This is a genomic window from Streptomyces sp. NPDC090741 (assembly GCF_044769045.1).
GTDB lineage: Bacteria > Actinomycetota > Actinomycetes > Streptomycetales > Streptomycetaceae > Streptomyces.
The window spans coordinates 202,009-226,699 of record NZ_JBIVXF010000004.1 but is presented as its reverse complement, the minus strand read 5'-3'; the positions used below and the strand labels follow the sequence as shown (position 1 = coordinate 226,699).

General features: G+C 72.7%; 24 protein-coding genes. 15 read left to right on the top strand and 9 right to left on the bottom strand.

Translation table 11 applies throughout. The annotated features are described in order from the left end of the window. Positions 1-18: 18 nt before the first annotated feature. The gene (locus tag ACIQU4_RS13140) at positions 19-1,296 is read right to left on the bottom strand and encodes a M6 family metalloprotease domain-containing protein (RefSeq protein WP_403728841.1); all 1,278 of its coding nucleotides are present in this window, start codon (positions 1,294-1,296) and stop codon (positions 19-21) included. Positions 1,297-1,540: 244 nt separating this feature from the next. On the opposite strand from ACIQU4_RS13140, the gene ACIQU4_RS13135 reads away from it, so the two are divergent. The 3 genes from ACIQU4_RS13135 to ACIQU4_RS13125 all read left to right on the top strand — a co-directional run bounded on the left by ACIQU4_RS13135 (position 1,541) and on the right by ACIQU4_RS13125 (position 5,573). Continuing rightward, a complete protein-coding gene (locus ACIQU4_RS13135) occupies positions 1,541-2,299 on the top strand; it encodes a TetR/AcrR family transcriptional regulator (protein WP_403728839.1) in 759 nt (252 codons plus the stop codon). A 93-nt stretch (positions 2,300-2,392) separates the two neighbouring features. Then, a complete protein-coding gene (locus tag ACIQU4_RS13130; protein WP_403728837.1) occupies positions 2,393-3,931 on the top strand; it encodes an MFS transporter in 1,539 nt (512 codons plus the stop codon). 664 nt (positions 3,932-4,595) lie between these two features. Next, positions 4,596-5,573, top strand: coding sequence for an RNA polymerase sigma factor RpoD/SigA (locus tag ACIQU4_RS13125; protein ID WP_403728835.1), 978 nt, complete (start codon positions 4,596-4,598; stop codon positions 5,571-5,573). Between the two features lie 115 nt (positions 5,574-5,688). Here the strand turns inward: ACIQU4_RS13125 and ACIQU4_RS13120 are convergent, their stop codons facing one another. Continuing rightward, entirely contained in the window at positions 5,689-6,639 is a 951-nt protein-coding gene (locus tag ACIQU4_RS13120) for a helix-turn-helix transcriptional regulator (RefSeq protein ID WP_403728833.1), read from the bottom strand. 64 nt (positions 6,640-6,703) lie between these two features. Here ACIQU4_RS13120 and ACIQU4_RS13115 point away from each other — a divergent pair, with 64 nt between their 5' ends. From ACIQU4_RS13115 to pfkB, 3 genes are all read left to right on the top strand, one after another. Then, the gene (locus tag ACIQU4_RS13115) at positions 6,704-8,197 is read left to right on the top strand and encodes an MFS transporter (protein ID WP_403728831.1); all 1,494 of its coding nucleotides are present in this window, start codon (positions 6,704-6,706) and stop codon (positions 8,195-8,197) included. Positions 8,198-8,320: 123 nt separating this feature from the next. Next, positions 8,321-9,079, top strand: a complete 759-nt coding sequence (locus ACIQU4_RS13110; protein ID WP_403728829.1) for a DeoR/GlpR family DNA-binding transcription regulator — start codon at positions 8,321-8,323, stop codon at positions 9,077-9,079. Further along, the gene (pfkB, locus tag ACIQU4_RS13105) at positions 9,076-10,026 is read left to right on the top strand and encodes a 1-phosphofructokinase (RefSeq protein ID WP_403728827.1); all 951 of its coding nucleotides are present in this window, start codon (positions 9,076-9,078) and stop codon (positions 10,024-10,026) included. The genes ACIQU4_RS13110 and pfkB overlap by 4 nt, the downstream gene beginning before the upstream one ends. Positions 10,027-10,065: 39 nt before the next feature. Here the strand turns inward: pfkB and ACIQU4_RS13100 are convergent, their stop codons facing one another. Further along, positions 10,066-10,848: a DUF6227 family protein gene (locus ACIQU4_RS13100; RefSeq protein ID WP_403728825.1), complete on the bottom strand. Its 783-nt coding sequence runs from the start codon at positions 10,846-10,848 to the stop codon at positions 10,066-10,068. Positions 10,849-11,040: 192 nt separating this feature from the next. On the opposite strand from ACIQU4_RS13100, the gene ACIQU4_RS13095 reads away from it, so the two are divergent. Beyond that, a complete protein-coding gene (locus tag ACIQU4_RS13095) occupies positions 11,041-11,682 on the top strand; it encodes a vitamin K epoxide reductase family protein (RefSeq protein ID WP_403728823.1) in 642 nt (213 codons plus the stop codon). A gap of 115 nt (positions 11,683-11,797) precedes the next feature. Here ACIQU4_RS13095 and ACIQU4_RS13090 read toward each other — a convergent pair whose 3' ends face one another. Next, positions 11,798-12,208 carry a rodlin gene (locus ACIQU4_RS13090; protein WP_403729604.1) on the bottom strand — a complete coding sequence of 137 codons (411 nt, stop codon included), beginning with the start codon at positions 12,206-12,208 and terminating at the stop codon, positions 11,798-11,800. A gap of 282 nt (positions 12,209-12,490) precedes the next feature. Here ACIQU4_RS13090 and ACIQU4_RS13085 point away from each other — a divergent pair, with 282 nt between their 5' ends. Next, positions 12,491-13,084, top strand: coding sequence for a hypothetical protein (locus ACIQU4_RS13085; protein ID WP_403728822.1), 594 nt, complete (start codon positions 12,491-12,493; stop codon positions 13,082-13,084). 166 nt (positions 13,085-13,250) lie between these two features. Further along, positions 13,251-13,490, top strand: coding sequence for a chaplin (locus ACIQU4_RS13080; protein ID WP_403728821.1), 240 nt, complete (start codon positions 13,251-13,253; stop codon positions 13,488-13,490). A gap of 111 nt (positions 13,491-13,601) precedes the next feature. On the opposite strand, the gene ACIQU4_RS13075 is transcribed toward ACIQU4_RS13080, so the two are convergent. From ACIQU4_RS13075 to ACIQU4_RS13055, 5 genes are all read right to left on the bottom strand, one after another. Continuing rightward, the gene (locus ACIQU4_RS13075; RefSeq protein WP_403728820.1) at positions 13,602-13,952 is read right to left on the bottom strand and encodes a hypothetical protein; all 351 of its coding nucleotides are present in this window, start codon (positions 13,950-13,952) and stop codon (positions 13,602-13,604) included. 167 nt (positions 13,953-14,119) lie between these two features. After that, positions 14,120-15,307: a chaplin gene (locus tag ACIQU4_RS13070; protein ID WP_403728818.1), complete on the bottom strand. Its 1,188-nt coding sequence runs from the start codon at positions 15,305-15,307 to the stop codon at positions 14,120-14,122. A gap of 119 nt (positions 15,308-15,426) precedes the next feature. Further along, positions 15,427-15,660: a chaplin gene (locus tag ACIQU4_RS13065; protein ID WP_403728816.1), complete on the bottom strand. Its 234-nt coding sequence runs from the start codon at positions 15,658-15,660 to the stop codon at positions 15,427-15,429. Between the two features lie 257 nt (positions 15,661-15,917). Further along, entirely contained in the window at positions 15,918-16,328 is a 411-nt protein-coding gene (locus tag ACIQU4_RS13060; RefSeq protein WP_384713776.1) for a rodlin, read from the bottom strand. A 142-nt stretch (positions 16,329-16,470) separates the two neighbouring features. After that, a complete protein-coding gene (locus tag ACIQU4_RS13055; protein ID WP_403729600.1) occupies positions 16,471-16,698 on the bottom strand; it encodes a chaplin in 228 nt (75 codons plus the stop codon). Between the two features lie 189 nt (positions 16,699-16,887). Here ACIQU4_RS13055 and ACIQU4_RS13050 point away from each other — a divergent pair, with 189 nt between their 5' ends. The 6 genes from ACIQU4_RS13050 to ACIQU4_RS13025 are packed head-to-tail and all read left to right on the top strand — an operon-like array spanning position 16,888 to position 24,686. Continuing rightward, positions 16,888-18,012 carry a DUF3344 domain-containing protein gene (locus ACIQU4_RS13050; protein WP_403728814.1) on the top strand — a complete coding sequence of 375 codons (1,125 nt, stop codon included), beginning with the start codon at positions 16,888-16,890 and terminating at the stop codon, positions 18,010-18,012. 19 nt (positions 18,013-18,031) lie between these two features. Beyond that, positions 18,032-19,249, top strand: coding sequence for a glycosyltransferase family 4 protein (locus ACIQU4_RS13045; protein ID WP_403728812.1), 1,218 nt, complete (start codon positions 18,032-18,034; stop codon positions 19,247-19,249). Beyond that, positions 19,246-20,763, top strand: a complete 1,518-nt coding sequence (locus ACIQU4_RS13040; protein WP_403728810.1) for an exopolysaccharide biosynthesis polyprenyl glycosylphosphotransferase — start codon at positions 19,246-19,248, stop codon at positions 20,761-20,763. The genes ACIQU4_RS13045 and ACIQU4_RS13040 overlap by 4 nt, the downstream gene beginning before the upstream one ends. Continuing rightward, a complete protein-coding gene (locus tag ACIQU4_RS13035; RefSeq protein ID WP_403728808.1) occupies positions 20,763-22,175 on the top strand; it encodes an O-antigen ligase family protein in 1,413 nt (470 codons plus the stop codon). Before ACIQU4_RS13040 ends, ACIQU4_RS13035 begins: the two co-directional genes overlap by 1 nt. Further along, positions 22,172-23,920, top strand: a complete 1,749-nt coding sequence (gene murJ / locus ACIQU4_RS13030) for a murein biosynthesis integral membrane protein MurJ (protein WP_403728807.1) — start codon at positions 22,172-22,174, stop codon at positions 23,918-23,920. The genes ACIQU4_RS13035 and murJ overlap by 4 nt, the downstream gene beginning before the upstream one ends. Continuing rightward, complete coding sequence (locus tag ACIQU4_RS13025; RefSeq protein ID WP_403728806.1) at positions 23,910-24,686, top strand: polysaccharide deacetylase family protein; 777 nt, start codon at positions 23,910-23,912, stop codon at positions 24,684-24,686. The genes murJ and ACIQU4_RS13025 overlap by 11 nt, the downstream gene beginning before the upstream one ends. The last annotated feature ends 5 nt before the right edge of the window (positions 24,687-24,691 follow it).

Genomic DNA, 24,691 nt, shown 5'->3' with positions numbered 1-24,691 from the left:
GGGCGGTCGTGCGGCGCCTCAGGGGCGGGTGATCCGGACCTGGAAGCTGCCGTTGCGCAGCTCGCCCACCACCGAGATGCTGACGCCGGCCTGCTCGTCGGTGAAGGTCTCGCCCGGCCGGAACGGCGCGTCCGACAGCTCCCCGTGCACGTTGGGCCGCCGGGTGCAGCCGCCGCTGCCGCTCGCGCTGTCGGAGACGGTGACGGGCCCGCGGCCGGTGTCCACCTGGGAGTCCACCTTGTAGATCAGTACGCCGGGCTTGCAGACGGCCTCGTCGTTCCCGGCCCGGGTGCGCACCTCCATCGCGTACCCGGCGGTCTCCGACAGCGGTACGAAGGCCAGCTTCGTGCCGCCCTCCACGGCCAGCGGGGTCAGGGTGTGGTCGCTGACGCCGGATTTCGCGGCGCAGCTGATCTGCGAGCTGTCCAGCCAGCCCAGCTTCCACTTGTGCCAGCCCAGCAGGTCGTTGTTGGCTCCCCAGTCCTCGCTCATGATGTCCCAGTGCCCGACCGTGCCCCCGCCGTCGGAGGTGTACAGGTCGGGCAGCCCGAAGACGTGCCCGTTCTCGTGCGGGAGCACCCGGTAGCCGGTCTCCCGGTAGGTGCCCGAGCCGTCGTCCTGGCGGCTGTAGACGAAGGACGTGTTGGCGAGCGGGACGCCGTCGGCCATCGGGGCCTCGGCGTTGCCGGAGAAGGTGACCGAGAGCACGGTGTCCAGGGCGGACGGTCCGGCGTTCGGCGTGACCAGGACGTTGACCAGGTCGTAGCGGCTGAAGTCCACCTCCGAGTCGGCGGCCTTGGCGATGTGCTCGACGAGCTGCCGGTAGCCCGGCTCGTACGCGGATCCGCGCTCGATCCCGTACGCGGCGAACGGCATCGGCATCCGCAGCCAGGTCCTTATCGGCGCCTCGGCCCGGTACGTGAGCCGGCCGTAGGAGCTGGTGCGGAACCAGTCGGAGGTCTGGGGGAAGAACTCCGACATGCGGTCCAGCGCGGTGCCCTCGCCCTTGGCGTCCGGGAAGTCGATCATCAGGTTCAGCGCGCGGATCTCGCCGGTCGAGCGGGAGTACCCGGGCGGGGTCGGCAGCCCCTCGGACATCTGGACGCCCATCGCGCCGGTGATCCGGCAGGGCGCCAGAGCGGATTCGGCGCTCGTGGCCACGGGTCCGGCCGCGGAGTGGCTGCGGCTGGATATCCCGGTGCTCGCGGTGGCCGTGACACCGAGGGCCAGCACGGTGAGGCCGATGTACGCGCCGGCGCGGTGTGGTCTGCGTATCCGGTGGCGGGTCTGCGGCATGGAGATCGCCTTCGGGTCCGCGGCAGCCGGCCGGGCCCGGACTGCGCTCTGTTCGATCACCCTCCGTCGGCTGCGGCGCGCCCGCGCGTCGAGTACGTCCGAACGGGAACCGTGATGTGACCCAGGTCACACAAGAGAGTGAAATAACCGGGGACGCGATCCCCGTTTGTACGTGAGTCCCGCAAAGCGGGGACCGGCTCCCCGTTTGGGGAGCGGGTACGAGACTCAGGCCAGGAGGCCTCGCATGAAGCGCCCCACCACCCCGGTGGCGGTCCTGTCCGCCCCGGCGGCGGCCGCGGACCTGCCGACGGACCCGTCCGCGGACCGGGCGGCGGACCGGGCGGCGGACCGGGCGGAAACGTCGGCCACGGCGCCCACCCGGGTGCCGCGGCCGCGCGCGGACGCCGTCCGCAACCGTGAGCGGATCCTGGTGGCGGCGCGCGAGGTGCTCGTGGAGCAGGGCGCGGCGGCGCCGTTCGACGAGATCGCCCGCCGGGCGGGAGTCGGCAACGCGACCCTCTACCGGCACTTCCCCGACCGGGCGGCCCTGGTGCACCACGTCGTGCTCTTCGTCATGGACCGGGTCACCGTCCAGGCCGAGGACTCCCTCGTCGAGGAGGCCGACGCCTTCGCCGCGCTGTGCCGCTTCACGCACGCCGCGGCGGACGAGCGGATCGGCGCCCTGTGTCCCATGCTCGCAGGGGACTTCGACCACGAGCACCCCGAACTCATCGCGGCCCGCGAGGCCTTGGCGGAAGCCGTCGAGACGCTGGTGGCCGCGGGGCAGGGGGCCGGGCTGGTCCGCACGGACATCGGCGTCGGCGATCTGATGATCGCCCTCTCCCAGCTCAGCCGGCCGCTGCCGGGCATCACCTGCATGGACGTGGACGGGTTCGTCCACCGCCATCTCCAGCTTTTCCTGGACGGGTTGCGGGCGCCGGCCCGCTCCGAACTGCCGGGCGAGGCGGCCACCCTTGAGGACCTGAGGCGGAAAACCATGTGACGCCCCGGGCTGCGCCCGCTAGCGTCGTAAACCCGTCTTAAACAGTCTTAAAGATCACGTTTCAGTCATTCCGCACAGTAAGTGGGTATCCCCATGCCGAAAACAGCCGCGCCCGCGCCGCTGGCTGCCGACCCCAGTCGCTGGAAGGCACTCGTCTTCATAGCCCTGGCCCAGCTGATGGTCGTCCTCGACGCGACGATCGTGAACATCGCCCTCCCGTCCGCCCAGACCGACCTCGGCATCTCCGACGGCAACCGCCAGTGGGTCATCACCGCGTACGCGCTGGCCTTCGGCGGACTGCTGCTCTTCGGTGGCCGCATCGCCGACAAGTGGGGCCGCAAGAACGCCTTCATCGTCGGCCTCATCGGCTTCGCCCTGGCCTCCGCGCTCGGCGGCGCCGCCAACGGCGAGGCGATGATGCTGGGTGCCCGCGCCCTCCAGGGTGCCTTCGGCGCACTGCTGGCCCCGGCCGCGCTCTCCCTGCTGGCCGTCATGTTCACCGACGCCAAGGAGCGGGCCAAGGCCTTCGGCATCTACGGTGCGATCGCGGGCGGCGGCGGCGCCGTCGGCCTGATCCTCGGCGGCTTCCTCACCGAGTACCTGAACTGGCGCTGGACCTTCTTCGTCAACATCCCGTTCGCGATCGTCGCGGCCGCGGGTGCCTGGATGATCATCCGTGAGCCCGCCGGCGGCCGCAACCGCGCGCCGCTCGACATCCCCGGCGTGATCCTGTCCACCACCGGCCTCGTCGCGCTGGTCTACGGCTTCACCCGCGCCGAGCCGGCCGGCTGGTCGGACGCCCTCACCGTGACGATGTTCGTCGCCTCGGCGGTGCTGCTCGCGGCCTTCGTGCTCGTCGAGTCCCGCGTGAAGTCCCCGCTGCTTCCGCTGCGCGTCCTGCTGGAGCGCAACCGCGGCGGTGTCTACCTCTCGCTCGGCCTGGCCGTCATCGCGATGTTCGGCCTGTTCCTCTTCCTCACGTACTACCTCCAGGTCGTGAAGGGCTTCTCGCCGGTCAAGACCGGCTTCGCCTTCCTGCCGATGATCGCGGGCATGATCACGGGCTCCACCCAGATCGGCGCCCGTCTGATGACCCGGGTCGCGCCCCGGCTGCTGATGGGCCCGGGCTTCCTGCTCGCCGCCACCGGCATGCTGCTGCTGACCCAGCTGGAGGTCGGGTCCTCGTACCCGGCGCTGATCCTGCCGGCGCAGCTGCTGCTGGGCCTGGGCATGGGTACGGCGTTCATGCCGGCCATGTCGCTGGCCACGCACGGGGTGAACCCGGCCGACGCCGGTGTCGCCTCCGCCATGGTCAACACCTCGCAGCAGGTGGGCGGCGCCATCGGCACCGCCCTGCTGAACACGATCGCCGCCTCGGCGACCACCGCGTACCTGACCGACCACGCGGCCGCGGTCGCGGCGGGCGGCCCGGCGGCGAAGCTGATCCAGGCCCAGGCGATGGTGGAGGGCTACTCCAGCGCCATCTGGTGGGCCGTCGGCATCCTCGTCGCCAGCTCGACCATCGCGCTGACGCTGATCACCACGGGCCGGCCGGGTGTCGGCGGTCCGGTCGCCTCCGGTGACGGCGCGGGTGCGGACGCCGATGTGAAGATTCCGGTGATCGCCCACTGACGCGGCTCGGGGAACCCCGGGAATGACTGACGACCCCGTGCCGTTCGCATGCGAACGGCACGGGGTCGGTCTTTTTGTTCGCGTTCGGCCCGTCCCGCCGGGCCCGGTGACGTCCTCGCCGACGGTGAACCTAGCCCTCGGGGAGTTCCATGGCCTTCCGTGCCTGCCACGGGACGTCGTCCGGGTCCGACGGCGCGGTCATGGTGCAGCGCCTCCTCTCGGTCTGGGCGTCGCCGGCCGGGCGGCACGAGCGACCCTTCGAAGCCAGGAGGTGGCCGACCATGCCGCGGGAATATGCCCGCCCTCTCGTTCGGACGGGTGGGGCGAGGCTGCGAGGGCGGGCGCCGGTTTGGGGTGGATGGGCCACTTGTCGTGTATCGAGCGATTCGCTGGCCGGGCCAGGCAACCAGAAGCGGGCGAGGGTCGTCTTCAAGGGCGGAGTGCGCAGGCCACGGCAGGTGCCGCGGAGTGTGACGACGGTCACGTGAGCGCGGTGGCGGAGCAGGATACTGCAAGATCCCCAAAAAGAGAGACCAACGTGGGAATTCTGTCCCGATTCCAGTCGTTGTTTCCTTCGGAAGCGGGCACTCGGGAGAGTGTCCAGGGACGCAGAGCCGCGTTCCAGTAGCCGCACCGCGACCTAACTCATTGCAAGGGAGCACGCATGGCAACCCGCGCCGTCGCCCGTCGTCAGTCCAGGGGCAGCGCCCGCGCTGTGGGCGGGGAGATCGCCGACCGCGACCTGGTGGGCATGTACCTGGACGAGATCGCGCGCACCCCGTTGCTCGACGCGGCCAAGGAAGTGGAGCTCTCGCAGATCATCGAGGCGGGCGTGTACGCCCAGCAGATCCTCGACGGCGAGATGGAGCGCGAGGGCGAGAGCCCGGCGCGCGAGGAGCTGGAAGCGCTGGCCGCGGAAGGGGAGCGGGCCAAGGAGATCTTCATCCGCTCCAACCTGCGCCTCGTCGTCGCCGTCGCCCGCCGCTACCCGCGCAGCGGCCTGCCCCTGCTCGACCTGATCCAGGAGGGCAACGCCGGCTTGGTGCGCGCCGTCGAGAAGTTCGACTACGCCAAGGGCTTCAAGTTCTCCACGTACGCCACCTGGTGGATCCGCCAGGCCATCACCCGCTCCATCGCCGACCAGTCCCGCACCATCCGCCTCCCCGTCCACCTGGTCGAGGAGCTCGGCCGGATCCGCCGCGTCCAGCGCGAGTTCAACCGCGAGAACGGCCGGGACCCGGAGCACGCCGAGATCGCCGCCGAGCTGGACTCGACGGAGAAGCGCGTGGGTGACGTACTGGACTGGGCGCGCGACCCGGTCAGTCTGAACATGTCCGTGGACGACGAGGGCGAGACGCAGTTCGGCGACCTCCTGGAGGACACCTCCGCGATCTCCCCGGAGCAGTCCGTCCTGTCCCTCCTGCGCAGCGAGGAGCTGGAGGACCTGCTGGGCAAGCTGGACCAGCGCACGGCCTCGATCATCAAGATGCGGTACGGCATCGACGACGGCCGCGAGCGGACCCTGACGGAGGTCGGCAAGCAGCACGGCCTGACCCGCGAGCGGATCCGCCAGATCGAGAAGCACGCCCTGCTGGAGCTGAAGCGGATGGCCCGCGACACGGGCTTCGACGCGGTGGCCTGACCCGGCCCGCGGCCGAGCCCCCGCGGCGCGGCCGCCCCTGAACGAGCCCCCGGTGCCTATCCCCCCCAGGCGCCGGGGGCTCCCTCGTACCCGGCTCACCCCGGCCTGCCCCTGCTCACCCCTGCGGGGGTACGGCCGCCGTGAGCCGGGACGCCAGCGCGCGGGCCGCGGCGGCCAGGAAGTCCGGAGTGTGCACCGTGAAGGAAACCGCGGTCAGCGCCAGCCGGGCCGCCACCCACTCCGGGGAATCCCCGCTGGAGAACCGCACCCGGCAGCCCCCGTCCACGGGCTCGGCATACTGGCGCAGCCACCCCGGCAGCACCTCGGCCGGGGCCGCGAACGACACGTCCACCGCGTACGTCTCCCCGCCGTGCAGCCCGCGCCGAACGAACTCCGCCGCGTCCATCGGCAGCTCCCGCGGCGTGAACCGGGCGCCCGTGGCGAACGGCTCCGCCACCCGGTCCACCCGGAACGTCCGCCAGTCCCCCCGGTCCAGGTCGTACGCCACCAGGTACCACCGGCTCCCCGTGCTCACCAGCCGGTACGGCTCCACCAGCCGCCGGGAGTCCGCCCCGTCCCGCGCCCGGTACGCGAACCGCAGCCGCTCCGGCCCCGCCACGGCCGCCGCCATCGTGGTCAGCGTGCGCGGATCGATGCTGGCCCCGTCCCCGCGGGTCACCGCGATCGTGGCCGACTGCAGCGCGCCCACCCGGCGCCGCAGCCGTCCCGGCAGGACCTGTTCCAGCTTCGCGAGGGCCCGTACGGACGCCTCCTCGACCCCCTCGATCGCGTGTCCGGCGCCCGCCCGCAGCCCCACCGCGATCGCCACCGCCTCCTCGTCGTCCAGCAGCAGCGGAGGCATCGCGGCCCCCGCCACCAGCCTGTACCCGCCCTCCGCGCCCAGCGTGGCCTCCACCGGGTACCCGAGCTCCCGCAGCCGCTCGATGTCGCGCCGGATCGTGCGCGGGCTCACCCGCAGGCGCTCCGCCAGCTCGCTCCCGGGCCATTCGCGCGGGGTCTGGAGCAGGGAGAGCAGGGTCAGCAGCCGTGCCGGGGTGTCGGTCATACGATCCACATTGCCATGGGAAATAGGACACCATCTGACCTAGATCCCGTCTAAGTTTCTCTCCATGACCACCGAGACACCCAGCCCGACCGCCGACCGCCGCCGTTGGCTGGCGCTCGCCATCGTGATGACCGCGTCCTTCATGGACCTGGTCGACGTCACGATCGTCAACATCGCGATACCCAGCATGCGCCAGGACTTCGGCGCTTCGACCAGCGCGATCCAGTGGATCACCGCCGGCTACGCGCTCGCCTTCGCCGCCGGCCTGATCACCGGCGGCCGTCTCGGTGACATCTTCGGCCGCAAGCGTCTCTTCCTCGTCGGCGTTGCCGGCTTCACCGCAGCCTCGCTGCTCTGCGGCATCGCGGCCGACCCCGCCATGCTCGTGGCCTCCCGCCTCCTCCAGGGCGGCATGGCGGCGCTGATGGTCCCGCAGGTCCTGGCGATCATCCACGTCACCTTCCCGCCCCAGGAGCGCGGCAAGGTCTTCGGCATGTTCGGAGCGATCGTCGGCCTCGGCGCGGTCTCGGGGCCGATGCTCGGCGCGCTGCTCACCGAGTGGAACCTCTTCGGCCTCGAATGGCGCACGATCTTCCTGATCAACCTGCCCGTCGGCATCGCGGCCGTCATCCTGGGCCGCAAGTTCATCTCCGAGTCCAAGGCCCCCCAGGCACTGCGCCTGGACCTGGTCGGCGTCGTGCTCGCCACCCTCGCGCTGGTCCTGCTGATCTTCCCGCTCACCCAGGGCCGGGAGAACGGCTGGCCGCTGTGGGGCTTCGTCTGCATGATCGCGTCGCCGCTCGTCTTCGCCGCCTTCATCGCGTACGAGAAGTACAAGATCAAGAAGGATGGCTCCCCGCTCGTCGAGCTCTCCCTCTTCAAGGTCAAGAGCTTCGCCGGCGGCATCGCGGTCCAGCTGGCCTTCGGCCTGGCCACCGGCATCTTCTTCCTGGTCTGGACGCTCTACATGCAGATGGGCCTCGGCTGGACCCCCCTGCACGCGGGCAGCACCGGCATCCCCTTCTCCATCGCCGTCTCCGTCGCCGCCGGCCTCTCGGTCGAGAAGTTCGTCCCGCGTTTCGGCCGCAAGGTGCTCCAGGCCGGCGCGCTGGTCATGGCCGCGGGCCTGCTCCTCTACATCTGGGAGTCCGCGCGCTACGGCATGGGGATCGGCTCCTGGCAGATGGCCGCCCCGCTGGTCGTCATGGGCATCGGCATGGGTCTGATCGTCGCTCCGCTGAACGACACCATCCTGTCCCAGGTGCCGCGCGAGCACGCCGGCTCGGCCTCCGGCCTGATCAACACCACCGGCCAGATGGGCAACGCGCTCGGCCTCGCCCTGACCTCGGTCGTCTTCTTCGGGTCGATCGAGGACGACAGGGTCCTCGGCGCACCGTACGTCGATGCCTTCCGCGGTGCGCTGTGGTGGGTCGTGGCGGTGCTCGTCGTGATCTTCGCGGTGATGTTCGTGCTGCCGCGCAAGCAGATCCCGATGGACGAGCGCGAGGGCGGCGCGCAGGACGCCCCGGCCGCGCCCGAGGCGGTCCCGGCCGGCTAGCCGACTCCGGCACCTTTCCGACGGGCATGTCCGCTTCTGTTGGCGGGCGTGCCCGTTTGCTTTGGTTTGCGCTGGTCGCGTCGTACAGTGGGGCGTAATCCGCAGAAACGGGCGTGAATCCACATGTACGCACCGGAACGCCAACAGGAGATCCTCCGGCTCGCCCACGAGGCGGGCCGCATCGACGTCCTCTCCCTCGCCGACCGCTTCCAGGTCACCGCCGAGACCGTACGCCGCGACCTCAATGCCCTGGACCGGGCCGGCCTGGTCCGCCGCGTGCACGGCGGGGCCATTCCGGCCGGCCGCCTCGACTTCGAACCGGACCTCACCGAACGCGAGGCCACCCGCGCCGACGAGAAGGACCGCATCGCGGCCGCCGCACTCGCCGAACTCCCCGAGGGCGGGAGCATCGTCCTCGACGCGGGCAGCACCGTCGCCCGCCTCGCCGCCGCCGTCCCCGTCGACTGCGCGCTCACCGTGGTCACCCACGCGCTGCCCGTCGCCGCCCGCCTCGCCGACCACGCCGGCATCGACCTCCACCTCGTCGGCGGCCGCGTCCGCCACCGCACCCGGGCAGCCGTCGACGCCTGGGCCCTGCGCGCCTACGCGGAGATCCGCGCCGACGTCGCCTTCCTCGCCGCGAACGGCTTCTCGTCGCACGGCCTCTTCACTCCCGACCTCGCGGAAGCCGCCGTCAAGCGGGCCGCGATGGCAGCCGCCCGCCGGGTGGTGCTGCTCGCAGACTCCTCGAAGGCCGGCCATGAGCACTTCGCGTGCTTCGGCTCCTTCGCGGACGTGGACCTCCTGATCACCGACCAGGGGCTCGCCCCTGCCCAGCAGGCGGCCATCGAGGCCGCCGGTACGGAAGTCGTGCTCGTATGATCCTCACCGTCACCCCGAACCCCTCCCTCGACCGGACGTACGAGGTCCCCCCGCTGGAGCGCGGCGCGGTGCTGCGCGCCACCGGCGACCGCGTCGACCCCGGGGGCAAGGGGGTCAACGTCTCCCGCGCGGTGGCCGCCGCGGGAGTCCTCACGACGGCGGTCCTGCCGCTCGGCGGCGCCCCGGGCGCACTGATCGCCGAACTGCTGGGCGTCCAGGGCGTGGACGTCACGGCGGTGACGGTCGCCGGCCAGACCCGATCCAACATCGCGCTCGTCGAACCGGACGGCACCGTCACCAAGATCAACGCACCCGGCCCCGAACTCACCGCGGAGGAATCGGCCCTCCTGCTGGAGACCGTCCGCACCGCCGCCGGCCACCCCGACTGGATCGCGGCCTGCGGCAGCCTCCCGCGCGGCCTGGCGCCCGAGTGGTACGCCGACCTGGTCGCCCGCGCCCGCGAGGCCGGCGCCCGGGTCGCCCTGGACACCTCGGGCCCGGCGCTGACCGCCGCCCTGCCGGCCCGCCCGGACCTGGTGAAGCCCAACGCCTCGGAGCTCGCCCAAGCGGTCGGCCGCCCGCTGGCCACCCTCGGCGAGGTCACCCGGGCGGCCCAGGAGCTCCGCTCCCGGGGCGCGGCTGCGGTGCTGGCCTCGCTCGGCGCGGACGGCCAGCTCCTGGTGAGCGCCGAGGGCACCTTCCACGGCACGGCCCCCGTGGCCGTCGTCCGCAGCGACGTCGGGGCGGGCGACGCCTCCCTGGCCGGGTTCCTCATCGCGGGCGGGACCGGTCCCAAGGCCCTCGCCTCGGCCCTGGCCCACGGCGCGGCCGCGGTCCAGCTCCCCGGCAGCGCCATGCCGACCCCCGCCGACCTGCGCCCCGAGGCGGTCCGCATCACCGGGAACCCGCCCCCGAACCTCCGCCTCTCCGCTCCCGCCCTGCCCTAGGTGTATTGCCCAGTGAGGTCGTGTCCGCCCGGGAAGCCGTCATCTCACCCGCGCGCGCAGCTCCATCGCCCCGCGGGCGGCCGCCTCGCTCTCGTACACCTCGCACATGTGCCTCCCGTCCGGCGTCGCCGTGTGCTCGACCTCCCACAGGCTGAGCTCGCTCCCGTCCAGCAGTACGAACGAGTGCTCGTACAGGTTGAATCCGGCTCCCCGCCCTTCCGCCGTGAACGGCCGGGTGCCGAACGCCTGGGTGATCTGGTGGGCGTACGCCGACCTCAGCAGCAGCGCCGTCCCCTCGCCGGGCCGGTCCGGGTTCTCCGCCCGCCGCAGCACCCGGCGGGCGTGGTCGGCGGACTCCTCCACCGCGTACTCCCGGTGCCGCTGCGCCGGCGTGGTCGCCGCGAACAGTGCGCTCAGTGCCGCCACATCGGTGTCCGGCTCCTCCTCGGCGGCGGCGAGCGCCGGATCCAGCGCCGGGTCGAAGGCCGCCTCCGCCGGGGCCTCGCCGAACAGCCGGGCCACGGCCAGGCAGGCCTCCGCCTTGCTCACGAAGACCTCGTGCCGGATCGTCCGGTCGCCCACCAGCCGGTACACCAGCTCCCACAGGGACACCGAACCGCCGTCGGACAGCAGGTACGTGTGCCGGTGGGTCTCCCGCCACAGTCCCGCCGCCGGGCTGTGGTGGGTGGTGTACAGCGAGGAGCTGTGGGCGAGCGCCGAGCCGAGGCGCTCGACCAACCGGTCCGGCAGGTCGAAAGAGTTGAGGGCGCGGCCCAGGAGTCGCTCGAGGTGCGCCTCGGTTGTCTCGTACGGATCGCTCAAGGTGGGTCTCCAGGCCGTCGCAGCTTGTGACTTAGCGGAAGCTCAACGTAGCCCCTGGCTCTGACATCACGTCCGGGGTTCGGTAAAACGTCCGGGAAGCATCCGGGGTTCCCGCCACCCCTTCAGGTCAACTTGTCCCGGGATGAGCATGGTTCGCCCGGGTCTGTGCCGGAGCGCGGGAACATGGCCCGTATGGCAACGAAAACAGTGGGCCTTCCCCGCCAGCAGGGGCTGCCCCACAGCAGACACGAGGGCGAACCGGAGGCCGGCCCGCGGGCGTTGGCCTGGCTGCTGGCGCTCACCGGGGCCGCCGGGGTGCTGGCCTCCTGGGTGATCACCCTCGACAAGTTCCTCCTGCTGGAGGACCCGGACTTCAAGCCCGCCTGCAGTCTGAACCCCGTGGTCTCCTGCGGCAGCGTCATGAAGAGCGACCAGGCGGCGGCCTTCGGCTTCCCCAACCCGCTGCTGGGGCTGGTCGCGTTCGGGGCCGTCGTGTGCGTCGGCGCGGGCCTGCTGGCCGGCGCCCGCTACCGCGGCTGGTTCTGGCTGGGACTGAACGCCGGGATGGCCTTCGGAGTCGGCTTCTGCACCTGGCTGATGGTCCAGTCCCTGTACGAGATCAACGCGCTCTGCCTGTGGTGCTGTCTGACCTGGGCCGCCACCCTGCTGATGTTCTGGGCGGTCACCGCGCACAACATCCGTACGAGCGCGCTGCCCGCGCCCGGCCCCGTACGGACCTTCTTCACCGAGTTCGGCTGGGCCCCGCCCGCCCTGCACATCGGCGTGATCGGGATGCTGATCCTCACGCGGTGGTGGGAGTTCTGGACCGGGTGACCGTGGCCGTCCGGCACGCCCGAGGGCCCCGGCAGCTGGAGGCTGCCGGGGCCCTCGTCACATCGCTCCACGGGCGCGAGGGGCCCGGGCCGCGGGAAAGCAGGGGGAGCGGGGATCAGCTGCCGATGGAGCCGTTGCCCGACAGGACCGGGATGTTGTCCAGGATGTGGGAGAGCGACTCGTCGCCCTTGGCCTGGGTGGAGTTCTCGGTGCACTGCTGGTTCATCGGGTTGGACAGGACGTTGATGTCCTGGACGCCGACGTTGAGGGCCGCGAGGATCGACTGCGCGTTGACCTTGACCGGCAGGCCGATGCAGGGCTTGTTGAGGGTGCCCTGGACCAGGCTGAGCTGCGGGCTCAGCGGGCCTTCGGTCTTCTGGTTGCCGTAGATCTGCTGAGCACCGTTCCCGTTGACGGTGTTGATCCCGTTGTCGTTGCCGATGGCCATGGCCGGGGCGGCAACAGCAGCGCCCGCGCCGACGGCAGCGGCGGTGACCGCGGCAGCAGTCATGATCTTCTTGAGCATCATTGGTCCTTTTGTCGCACGAGTGCCCGCTAGTGGAGCGCCCTGGTCAACTGTCCTTCCCGGGGGTTGGTTCCGCTGCTTCACTCAAACGGCCCGCTCGGCCCGAGGATTTCCCCGCCCCGGGTGAGCCTTCTGCGGACGCGTGCGCGAAGGCCGTACGAAGCGCCCAGGGACGGCCGGGCCGCTCAAGCTCCGGTTGCGCTCCGTAGAAGGTGTTCGCACGGTGGGTGAGGAGACGGATCGCTCGGGTCCGCCTCTGTGCGACCACCGTAAGGAACCGCCATGCACCGCACGAAGCCGTCCCGCATCCGCGTCCTCGTCCCGTCGGCCCTCGCCGTCGTCATACTCTCCGGCGCGGTCGCCCCCGCGGGCGCCGCGGACGGTGACACGGCCGCCGCCGCCAGGAAACGAGTCGCGGCCGCCCAGCAGCAGATCGACCGCCGCGTGGCGGCCGCCGGCCCGCTGGACGACCTCCTCGCGGGGATCACCGCGACCCTGGACGGACTCCTCAAGTCTCTCCAGACCCTCCTGCCCGGGGTGACGCTCCCGCCGATCAAGCTGCCGACCCTGCCGAACCTCCCGACGATCCCGGACATCCCGGCACTGCCGATCCCCTCCGTCCCCGAGATCCCGGAGATTCCCGGGATTCCGGAGATCCCCGACATCCCCGACATCCCCGACATCCCCGTCTCCAAGCCGGCCGCCCCGGTCTCCAAGCCGGCGCTTCCCGTTCCGGCGGTACCGGCGGCGCCCGCGGTGCCGGTGGCGCCCGCCGTCCCGGCGAAGCCGGTAGTGGTCAAGCCGGCACCGGTACTGCCGGCCAACCCGGTCCTGACACCGGTGGAGATCGTGCCGGAGGTGCCCGGCCTCCCGTAGCGGGCAGGCACATAGCAGATGACGGCCCGAAAACCGCGCGTGATTACGACTATTGAGCTGAACAGGTCTGATTGCGCGCGGGGCCGTGTCGTCCGGGAGGCTGGACCGTTTCGCTCGGTGTGAGCCCCGCGTCGGGGCAGAACATCGAACAGAAGGTGCACTTCCCATGAACTCTGCCAAGAAGGCCGCCCTGGTCCTGGCCTCCGCCGGTCTCGCTGCGGCTGGTGCCGCCGGCTCCGCCATGGCCGACTCGTCGGCCGAGGGCGCGGCCGTGGGCTCCCCCGGTGTCCTCTCGGGCAACCTGGTCCAGGTCCCCGTTCACGTGCCGGTCAACGTCTGCGGCAACACCGTCAACGTGATCGCCCTGCTGAACCCCGCGTTCGGCAACACCTGCGTCAACGCCTGACGTCAGTCGGCGCACCTGACCGTGGGCGCCACCGGCCTCGCCGGTGGCGCCCACGGTCTTTTTGTTCCCACGGTTCCCGCGGATCCCGCCGGGGGCGGGGGACCCGACCGCTCAGTGGGCGGCCCCGCCGTTGAGCTTCACGCCGCCGAGGAGCTCGGACGCCTGCGTGGCCCCGTTCGCCACCTTGAGCACCTCGCCCGGCGCATCGTTGCGGACCTTGTTGACGCGCTGCGCGGTGTCCACGACCTGGGTGACGGTCTCGCCCTGTTCGGCCACCCCGTTGCTCAGGGTCTGCGGGAGCGACTCGGTGACCGGGGCGAGCGAGTTGACGGCCTCGGTGGCCCCGCTCGTCAGGCTCATGGGGGGCATCGCGGCCGGCGCGGCGGCCGCGAAGGCGGGAGCGGCGGCGCCGAGCGCGGCAACGGAGCCGGCGATGACCGCGGCGACCTTCGTGAGCTTCATTATCGAAATCCTCTTCTTTCGTGGACAGAGGCGTCGGCGGCGACCGTCGCGCCGCTTTCGCCCTGCGTAACGATTCCCCGCCGCTCCGGAAACGCGTACGGCAACGGCCGGAGAATCCGACGAGGGATTCTCCGGCCGATATTTCTTCCGATTACCGGTATTGCCGGTCAGGCGATCCGGGACCTCCGGTACAGAATGGCGCCGCCCAGGATCAGCGCCGAGGCGAGGGCCGCCGCCGCACCCGGCTGACCCGCGCCGGTGTCGGCGAGCGCCGGCGCCGACACCTGCGCGGGGGCGGGCGCCGGAGCGGTTACGGGTACGGGTACGGGGGCCGGAGCGGCCGGCGTCACCGGGACGGGTGCCGGTGCGGGCGCCGGCGCCAGGTGGATCGGCGTGTCACCGGCGGGGGCGGCCGGCGGCTGATCGGCGGGACGGGCGACCTCGGGTGCCGGTGCCGGTGCGGGCGCGGGCGCCGGGTGCTCCACGAACTGGCTGCCGTGCGGCGGCGCCGGTACGGGGGCCTCCTCGGCGACCGGCGCGGGGGCCGGGAGCGGCCGGGGCGCCTCCACGACCGGGGCGGGCCCCGGAGCCGGTGCGGGGAGCGGTACGGGCGCCTCGTGGACCGGGGCCGGCAGGGGCGCCGGCGCCGGCCGCGGCGGCGCGGGTACCTCGTGGACCGGGGGCTTCGGGGCCGGGTGGGGGATGCGCTTCGGCCCGGGGTGGGGCCGCGGCTGCGGCCGCTCGGGCGCCGGGGGAGCGTGGTGGGCCACCGGTGCCGGGGCCGGGAGGGCGTGCGGATGGTCGTCGCACTTCTCCTCGTCCGGGCCTCCGTACCCGCCCGACTCACTCGACTCACGCGACTCACGCGACTCGCCCGATCCGCCGTAGCCGCCCTCGTCTCGCGACTCCTCGTGCCGTGGGGCCGCGTGCCGGGGCGCATGGCGGCGGGCCTCCTCGTGACGGGGCTCCTCGCGGCGCTGCTCCGGCAGCGCGTGCCGGCCGCCCTGGTGCTCTTCGAGGTAGCGCTCGAAGGCCTCGGCGTGTTCGGGGCTGAGGTAGCGCTCGTAGTCCTGACCGGCGTGGTGGGTGTCGGAGCCGGTCGTGGTGGCGCAGGTGTTCCCCATCGCGGGGTTGAGCGCCGCACCGCCGTCCACGCTGTTGCCGCACACGTTCGGCGAGAGGGTGATCGGTACCGAGACGCTGTTGCCGGACAGCACGCCCGGCGAATGCGAGGCCTCGGCCATCGCCCCCGGGTGCGCGTAGGCCGCGCCGGTCGCGATCGACAGCAGGCTCGAGGCGGCCGCCGCCGTGAGCACCCCCTTGCCCAGTACCTGTCGGCTCAGTACCTGTCGCATGGGTCCTTCCCTGTCTACCGGCTCTCCCGCCGGTGCTGAATCGAAGGCGGCCCCGGAGTGCACCGCCGTGCACTCCGAGGCCACCCCGAGGAGGTTTGCCCTGGCGGGCAGGCGCTTCGTCAGGCGTTGACGCAGGTGTTGCCGAACGCGGGGTTCAGCAGGCCGATCACGTTGACGGTGTTGCCGCAGACGTTGACCGGGACGTGCACGGGAACCTGGGCGAGGTTGCCGGAGAGCACGCCGGGGGAGCCGATGGCCTTGCCGTCGGCGACCGCGTCGGCCATGGCGGGCGAGGCGGCACCGGCGGCCATGAGAATGCCGGCGGCCAGCACCACTGCCTTCTTGTACGTCATTTGTTTTCGATCCTTCCCGCAGGGGCGTGTCCACTGCAGAAATAACAACGAGTGGGTCCGGGAAAAGAAACCGAAGATTTTCGCAGGCGGCTCCGCAATTCACCCGTGCGTACGCCGCCCGGAATTCGCGGCGGATTTATGCGCTATTCGTTGCGCAGTCGAGCCGTGCGGCCGAGCGGTGTGGACAAGCGGTGTGGACAAGCGGCGAGGCCGCCGCGACCCGGAGGGTGCGGCGGCCTCGCTTGCGCGGGCTGCGGTCAGCTGCCGGCGGAGGCGTTGCCCGACAGGACCGGGATGTTGTCCAGGATGTGGGAGAGCGGCTCGTCGCCCTTGGCCTGGGTGGAGTTCTCGGTGCACTGCTGGTTCATCGGGTTGGACAGGATCGGGATGTCCTGGACGCCGACGTTGACGAGCGCGAGGATCGACTGGGCGTTGACCTTGGCCGGCAGCGCGATGCAGGGCTTGTTGAACGAGCCCTGGATGAGCGCCATCTGGGGGCTCATGGTGCCGTAGGTGGCCTGGTTGCCGTAGATCTGCGAGGCGCCGTTGCCGTTGACGGTGTTGATGCCGTTGTCGTTGCCGATCGCCATCGCCTGCGGGGCCATGGCCGCACCGATGCCCACGACCGAGGCTGCGGCAGCCGCAGTGGCCATCATCTTCTTGATCATTGTCATCCCTTTTTTGCTGGATTGCCCGGTGGTGGAGCGCCCGGCTCAACGGCCGGGTCCGCGTTCGGGTTGCGTGACTTCACCCGGATGCCTTGGTTTCGAGCGACCCGATTGACGTTTGGGCTGACAGTCGGACCGACGGTCAGGAGTTGACGCAGGTGTTGCCGAACGCCGGGTTCAGTGCGCCGATCACGGTGACCGTGAGGCTGCAGACGTTCACGGGGACGTTGACCGGGACCTGGACCAGGTTGCCGCTCGCCACTCCGGGGGACCCCGCCGCGATGCCCTCCGCCGCCGAGTCCGCGGAGGCGAGGCCCGCGCCGCCCATCAGCGCCGCGGCACCGGCGACCGCCAGGGTGGTGGCGCGCATCAGCCTCTTCTTCATCTCCGTTTTTCCTTTCGGTTCGAACGATGGTGCACCGCATAACGACCCGCCGCCTGCGAGGGTGCGTGTTATCGCCCAAAAGGCCGTACGGGCGAGTCCGGCGTGATTTCCAGCCTGATTTCTGACAAAGTTCACTACTGTTTTGTCCCCCTGATCGAAAATGGAGACAGGGTCATGGGTTCGTCCCGCAGAATCCTCGGCACGCTCGGTCTGCTGTCCTGCCTCGTACTTTCGGTGAACGTCCCCGCAGCGTCCCGGGCCGCGGCCGCCCCACCGGGCCCCGCCACTCCGGCCGCGCGGGAAATGGCCAAGATCCCCTTCACCCAGCGTTACCAGGCCGTCCAGCGCGGCGGACTGGTCCGCGCCTCCAACTCCTCCATCGCCTGCCTCCGGGAGGAGGCGCCGGACGCCGAGCCGTGCGCCGAGGTCAAGCGGGGCGCGGCGGGGGTCAACAGCGATTTCGACATGTTCTACAGCGAGGTCGACAAGGACCCGGACACCTACAACTCCACCCGGGCCGAGCTCAAGGTCCCGCAGGGCGCGAAGGTCTCGTACGCCCGCCTGTACTGGGGCGGGAACCTGCGGGTGGGCGAGCAGAAGCCGCCGGAGGACAACGGCCGGGTGCTGCTCGCCGAGCCGGGCGGGGCCTACAAGGAGGTCCTCGCCGACACGGTGATCGGCCACCGGACGGACGCGGGCAGCGATGCCTACCAGGCCTCGGCCGACGTGACCCCGCTGGTCCGCAAGGGCGGCGCCGGGATGTGGACGGTGGCCCAGCTGAACATCGCGATGGGCCACTCCGAGGTGGGCGCCTGGGGCGGCTGGACGCTGGTCGTGGCGTACGAGCACCCACAGGAGCCGGTGCGCCGGATCTCGGTGTGGGACGGCTTCGAGTCGATCGCCGCGGGCGCCGGCGCGGGGGCCGGCGAGACGGTCGAGATCGCCGGGCTGGACGCGGCCGCGGGGTCGGCCGGGAAGGCCGGCGTGGTCGCGTACGACGGGGACCGCGGGACTCTCGGTGACTCACTCACCGTGACATCCGACAGTGGCCGCCGGGTCAACGTCAGCGATGCAGAAAATCCTTTTAATGATGTTATGAATTCCACGATCACGGAATTCGGGGATCCCTCGTTCGTGCGACAGCCCGAACATATGAATAATCTCGGATATGACGCGGACGTGTTCGACCTGAGTCCCGCCCTGTCCGGTGGCGCCCGCAGCCTGAGCTTCAGGTTCACGGGCGAAAGCCAGGGTCAATTCCTCGGCGTGCTCTTCGTTCAGACAGATGCGCGCCGCTGAACGTAGGAGACCACTCCGCGTGCCGACACAGCCTTCCCCTGCGCAGCCCTCACCCGCGCAGGCTCCGATTCCCCGCCCCCTGTCCGTCCTGCACCTCGTCCAACCCGTCGACGGCGGTGTCGCCCGTGTCGTCGTCGACCTCGTCCGCGCCCAGACGGCCGCCGGCCTGCGGACCGCCGTCGGCTGCCCGCGCGGCGGACAGCTCGCCGACGCCGCCCGCGCGGCCGGGGCCGAGGTGCTCACCTGGCGCGCCGGCCGGGCCCCCGGTCCCGACCTGCCCGCCGAAGTCCTCGGCGCCCGGCGGGTCATCGGCCTGTTCGGGCCCGACGTCCTGCACGCCCACAGCGCCAAGGCGGGCCTCGCCGGGCGGCTCGCCGTGCGCGGGGCCGTGCCCACCGTCTTCCAGCCGCACGCCTGGTCCTTCGACGCCGTCGGCGGGGCCACCGCCGCGCTCGCCCTGCGCTGGGAGCGGTTCGGGGCCCGCTGGGCCGACCGGGTGCTCTGTGTCAGCGAGGCCGAACGCCGGGCCGGGGAGGCCGAAGGGATCACCGCCCACTGGTCGGTGATCCGCAACGGCGTGGACCTGGACCACTTCCGCCCCGGCGGCCCCGACCGTGACGCCGACCGGGCCCGGGCGCGTACCGAACTGCCGTTGCCCGCCGCCTTCCTGGGCGACGGGCCGCTCGCCGTCTGCGTGGGCCGGCTCTGCCAGCAGAAGGGCCAGGACATCCTGCTCCGGGCCTGGCGGGAGGTGCTCGGCAACGTCCCCGAAGCCCGTCTCGTGCTCGTCGGCGACGGCCCCGACACCGAGCGGCTGCGCCGCAGCGCGCCGCCCGGAGTGCTCTTCGCGGGGACCGCCCCCGACATCCGACCGTGGCTTCGGGCCGCCGATCTCGTTGTACTGCCGTCGCGGTGGGAGGGCATGGCGCTCGCCCCGCTCGAAGCCATGGCCTGCGGCCGACCGGTCCTGGTCTCCGACGTCAGCGGTGCCCGGGAGAGCCTGCCGCCCGGCCAGGGCCGGCTCTGCCTGGTGCCGCCGGAGGACCCGACGGCCCTGGCGAAGGCCCTGGGACGGCTGCTCGCCGATCCGCGGCTGCTCGCCGAACTCGGAGAGCAGGCCGGGCAGCACGCCCGGACCGACTTCGACGTGCGGCGGACCACGGACGCGGTCACCGGTCTGTACCACGAACTGCTGGGCAGACCCCGGCCCTTGAACCAGGAGCGCATCAGCCGATGACGATGGACAGCGCACCCGCCCGGCCCACCGGGCAGGGCGGCACGGGGCCCGCCGGCGGCACCGCCGGCACCGCAGCCGTCCGACGGTCCGTGACCGCCATCCACCCCCCACGCCGGCCCCGGGCCGACCAGGCCAGACCCCTGCTGCGGCCACAGCGGGTCCGGCGCCGCGACGGGATCCTCCCGCTGCTGACCGCCGATGCGCTGGCCGCCGTACTCACCACGACGGCCCTGTCCGCGCCCGGGACGGCGGTGCCGGCAGGGGCGGCCGCCCCGATGGCCGTGCTGGCCGCCGCGCTGCACGCGCAGGCCGGGCTGTACCGGCCGCGGCTCGCGCCCTACGCGCTGCTGGAGCTGCCCGCGCTGGCCGGGCGGGCAGCCGCCCTGTGGTGCGCCTTCGCCGCCGTCATGGCCGCCGCGGCGCCGGGCCGGGCCCTGAGCTGGCCGGCCCTGCTGGCCGCCGTCTGTCTGCAGACCGTACTGACCTGCGCCGGGCGCGGGTTCGCCAACCAGCTGCGCCGCCGCGCGGCCCGCCGCCGGCCCGCCTCGGCCCTCGTCGTCGGCCCCGGCGCCGGGGCGAGCGCGGTCGCCGCCGCCCTGCACGGTCGCCCCGAGTACGGGCTGCGGCCCGTCGGGCTCGCCGCCACCGCCGCCCCCGAGGAGGGCGGCGGCGCCGTACCGGTGCTCGCCACGCACGAGGACATCCGGCGCGCGGTCATCCAGAACTCGGTCCGGCACGCGGTGTTCACCCGCCCGCCGGAGGCCGACGAGCGCACCGCCGCCCTGGTCCGCCTCTTCCACGACCACGGCTGCCGGCTCTGGCTCGCCGACCCGGCCGGCACCGCCAAGGTGACCGGCATGAGGGTGGCCCAGCCCGCCGACCAGCTGTGGGGGTACGCCGTACAGCCGCTGCTGCCACGCCCGTCGCGGCCGGTGGAGCGCTGGGTGAAGCGGGCCGTCGACGGGCTGCTGGCCGCGCTCGCGCTGCTCGCCGCCGCGCCCGTCATGGGCGTGTGCGCGCTGGCCGTACGGATCTCCGACGGGCCCGGGGTGATCTTCCGGCAGGAGCGCGTCGGGCTGTACGGGCGCCCCTTCACGCTGCTGAAGTTCCGCACCCTGCGCGCCGACGAGCACGAGTCCGCCACCCGGTGGACGGTCGCGGGCGACAACGGGATGAGCCCGGTCGGCTCCTTCCTGCGCAAGTCCTCGCTGGACGAGCTGCCGCAGCTGTGGAACGTCGTACGGGGTGACATGAGCCTGGTCGGACCGCGGCCGGAACGGCCCTTCTTCGTGGCGAAGTTCAGCAGCGTGCACCCCGGCTACGAGGCCCGGCACCGGATGCCCGTCGGCATCACCGGGCTCGCCCAGATCAACGGCCTGCGCGGGGACACCTCCATCGAGGACCGGGCCCGCTTCGACAACCACTACATCGACACCTGGTCGCTGTGGCAGGACCTGTGGATCCTCGCCCGCACCGCGGCCTCCTTCTTCCGCTTCCGGCTGGGAGGCAGCTGATGAGCCTCGCCGTATCGCCGTTCGGCGCCCGGCCCGACAGGGCGGGGCTGCTGCGGCGGCACTGGCCGCTGCTGCCGCTCGCCGCGACCGTCCTGCTGCTCCTCGCCCCGATCGCGGCGGGCGACGCGAGCACCTCCGGCAAGGTCGGCCCGGCCGACGCCGCCTCGCTGCTGCTGGTCCTGGTCTGCGCGGTGCAGGCGCTGCGCGGCCGGGTGCGGGAGCTGAGCCCGCTGGGCGTGCTGGTGCTCGGAGTGCCCGCCGTGGGGCTGGCGGTGGCGACCGCGACCGCCGGGGACCCGTACGCGGCGATGCCCGGGTTCGTGCGCTACCTCCAGGTGTTCGTGCTGGTCCCGGCGGCGATCGTGCTGCTGGTGCGCGACGCCGGGGAGTTCCGGCTCGCCGCCGGGTGCTTCGTGGTGCTGGCGCTGGTGCAGGGCGCGGTGGGGGTCGTGCAGTTCGCGACCCACACGGGGGCCTCGTACCAGGGCGAGGACATCCGGGCCGTCGGCACCTTCGGGCCGGGCGATGTGATGGGCATGGCCACGGTGGTGGCGTACGGGCTGGTCGTGGCGACCGCGGTGGCGCTGGCTCCGGGACTGCCGGGCCGGGTACGGCGGATGGCGGGCGGCGCGGCCCTGGCGCTGGTGGTGCCGCTGGTGCTGTCGTTCAGCCGGGGCGCGTGGATCGCCACGGTCGGCGCGGCGGTGCTGGTGATGCTGCTCGCCGGGATCCGGCGGGCGCTGAAGGTGCTGCTCGCGCTGGCCGCGGCCGGGGTGGTCCTGATGGGCGGGCTCGGGGTCGGCTCCGAGATGGTCGCGGAGCGGCTGACCTCGATCACGCAGGTCTCCAGCGCCCCCGACCAGTCGGTGACCGACCGCTACACGATGTGGGCCGCCGCCGAGTCGATGTGGCGCGAACGGCCGGCGGTCGGGGTGGGCCTCAAGGGCTTCCCGGCCAACCGGGACGGGCACTCCTCGCTGGGGCTCTCCTCCGGCAGCGACACCGCCGGCGCGGGGCAGGCGTACATCCGCCAGCCGCTGCTCTCCCCGCACAACATGTACCTGCTGGTGCTGAGCGAGCAGGGGCTGATCGGGCTGACCGCGCTGGCGGGCGGCTGGGCGGCGCTGCTCGTCGCGGGTCTGCGGCGGTGCGTCACCGGCGGTTCCTCGCTGCGGGACTGCGGGCTGATCGCGATCGGGCTGTTCGTCTGGCAGCTGACCGACTTCCTGTACGCGGACATCGGCGGGCCGTCCACCGTCCTGACCGGGGTGATCATCGGCCTGGCGGCCTGGTGGGCGCTTCCGTCCCGGGGGGATGCGGGTCCGGACGCCGCCGGCTCCGGATCGGCTGCGGGCGGGCGCACCGGCCTCGCGGCCGGCCTGCGCGTCGTACCGGGTGCGGCCGGCCGGTGACGGACACGACGCCCTGGCGGCGGCCCGCGGCCGCGGCGACCGAAGTCGCCGCGGCTGCGGGCCGTGCGCCGGGCCCGGCCCGTTCGCGCGCGGCAGGCCTCCCCGGGGCCCTCGCCGGCGGCGGCTCGCCGGGCGGGTCCGGGCCGGCTCCGCTGGGGCGGTTCCTGGCCAAGGCCGCCGCCGTCACCGCCGGACTGACCGCCGCCGGGGCGGTGTTCGGGCTGTTCCGGGACCAGACCATCGCGCACCTCTTCGGGGCCGGGCACGACAGCGACGCCTTCCTGATCGCCTGGACCGTGCCCGAGATGGCCTCGACGCTGCTCATCGAGGACGCCATGGCGCTGCTGATGGTGCCCGCGTTCAGCCAGGCCCTGGCCCGGCGGGCGGCCGCCCGCGCCGGGCTCACCCGCCAGGAGGCCCGCGCGCAGGACCCCGTACGGCTCCTCGTGGGCGCGACCCTGCCGCGGCTGACGGTGCTCCTGGCCGCCGTCGCCTCCCTGCTCGTCGTCGCCGCGCCGCTCGTCGTCGCCGTGCTCGCGCCCGGACTGCCCGACCCGGCGTTGGCCGTGGAGTGCACCCGGATGACCGCGCTGACCGTGCTGTCCTTCGGGGTCGCGGGGTACTTCAGCGCCGCGCTCCGGGCACACCGCTCGTTCGTGCCGCCGGCCGCGATCTACGTGTCGTACAACGTCGGGATCATCGGGACGATGATCGCCCTGCACGCGGTATGGGGGGTGCGGGCCGCCGCGGCCGGGGTCGCCGCGGGCGGGCTGCTGATGGTGCTCGTCCAACTGCCCGCGTTCATCCGGAACGTGGGCTTCGGGCCGCCCCGCGCCAAGGGCGCGCCGCGCAGCCAGCGCGACCGGGACCGGCCCACCCTCATCGCGTTCGGCCTGATCGCCCCGGTGATCTTCTTCGCGGTGTTCCGGCAGTCGCAGGTGCTGGTCGAGCGGTTCCTGGCCGCCTCGCTGCCGCCCGGGGCCATCTCGCACCTGAACTACGCGCAGAAGGTCGCGCAGATGCCGATGGTGCTGTCGCTGATGATCTGCACCGTCACCTTCCCCGTCGTCGCCCAGGCCATGGCCGGCGGAGAGCGCGAGAAGGCCCGGCGGCGCGTCGAACAGGACCTCGCGCTGGCCTCCCTCGCCGTCCTCGTGGGCAGCGCCCTCGTCATCGGGTACGCGCCCCAGATCATCCAGGTCCTCTTCGAACGCGGCGCGTTCACCCACCGCGACACCCTGGCCACCGCCTCCGTCATGCGGGTCTACGCCCTCGGACTCCTCGGCCACTGCCTCGTCGGGGCGCTGTCCCGGCCCTTCTTCTCGACCGCCCGGCCCACCTGGTTCCCGGCGCTCGCGATGGGCGCCGGACTCCTCGTCAACATCGTGGCCGGAGCCTTCGCCGTCCGCTGGTGGGGCACGTACGGCATCGCCGCCGCCAACGCCGCCGGCATCTCCACCGCCGCCGCCCTGCTGCTCACCGGGCTCGGCTCGCGGATCGTCGCCATCCAGGTCCGCCGGGTCGCGCTCAGCATCGGCCGGCTCTCCGTCGCCGCCGTCGGCGCCTGCGGCACCGGCTGGATCGCCGGGCCGATGATCCCCGACCCGCTGCTCAGCGCCGCGCTCGGCTGCCTGCTCGTCCCCGCCATGTTCGGCGCCTGCGGCATGGCCATACGGGCGTTGGAAATCACCGCCCTCCCCGCCCAGATCACCCAGATGACCCAGAGGTTCCGCAATGCCCGCTGACACCCGCACGGCGCCGGCCGCCGCGAAGGTCCCCGCCCGCCGGACCGCCTCGCCGTGGGTCCTGATGTACCACTCGGTCGCCGAGTTCACCGACCCCGCCGAGGACCCGTACGGCATCACCGTCACCCCGGGCACACTGGAGGCGCAGCTGCTGTGGCTGCGCTCGCGGGGCCTGCGCGGGGTGTCCGTCGGCGAACTGCTCCGGGCCTGCGCGGCCGGGCGCGGCGCCGGGCTCGTCGGACTGACCTTCGACGACGGCTACACCGACTACCTGACCCGGGCGCTGCCGCTGCTGCGCAGCCACGACTGCACCTCCACGCTGTTCGTGCTGCCCGGACGGCTCGGGGTGGACAACGTGTGGGACCCGCTGGGCCCGCGCAAGTCCCTGCTGACCGCCGAGGGCATCCGCGAGGTCGCCGCCGCCGGGCAGGAGATCGGCTCGCACGGGCTGCTCCACCAGGACCTCACCGCGGCCGCCGACGACATCCTCCAGCAGGAGCTGCGGGGCAGCCGGGAGCTGATCCGGGAGCTGACCGGGACCCTGCCGCAGGGGTTCTGCTACCCGTACGGGCACCTCGACGCGCGGGTCGTCGAGGCGACGCGAGCCGCCGGTTACGGGTACGCGTGCGCCATCGACCCCGGCCGGCTGGCCGGGCCGCACGCCCTGCCGCGCACCCACGTCAGCCAGGCGGACGGGCCCGGGCGGCTGCGGATCAAGCAGCTGCGGCACCGGGTGCGGGAGCTGCGCCGGGCGGTGCGCCCGTGAAGTCG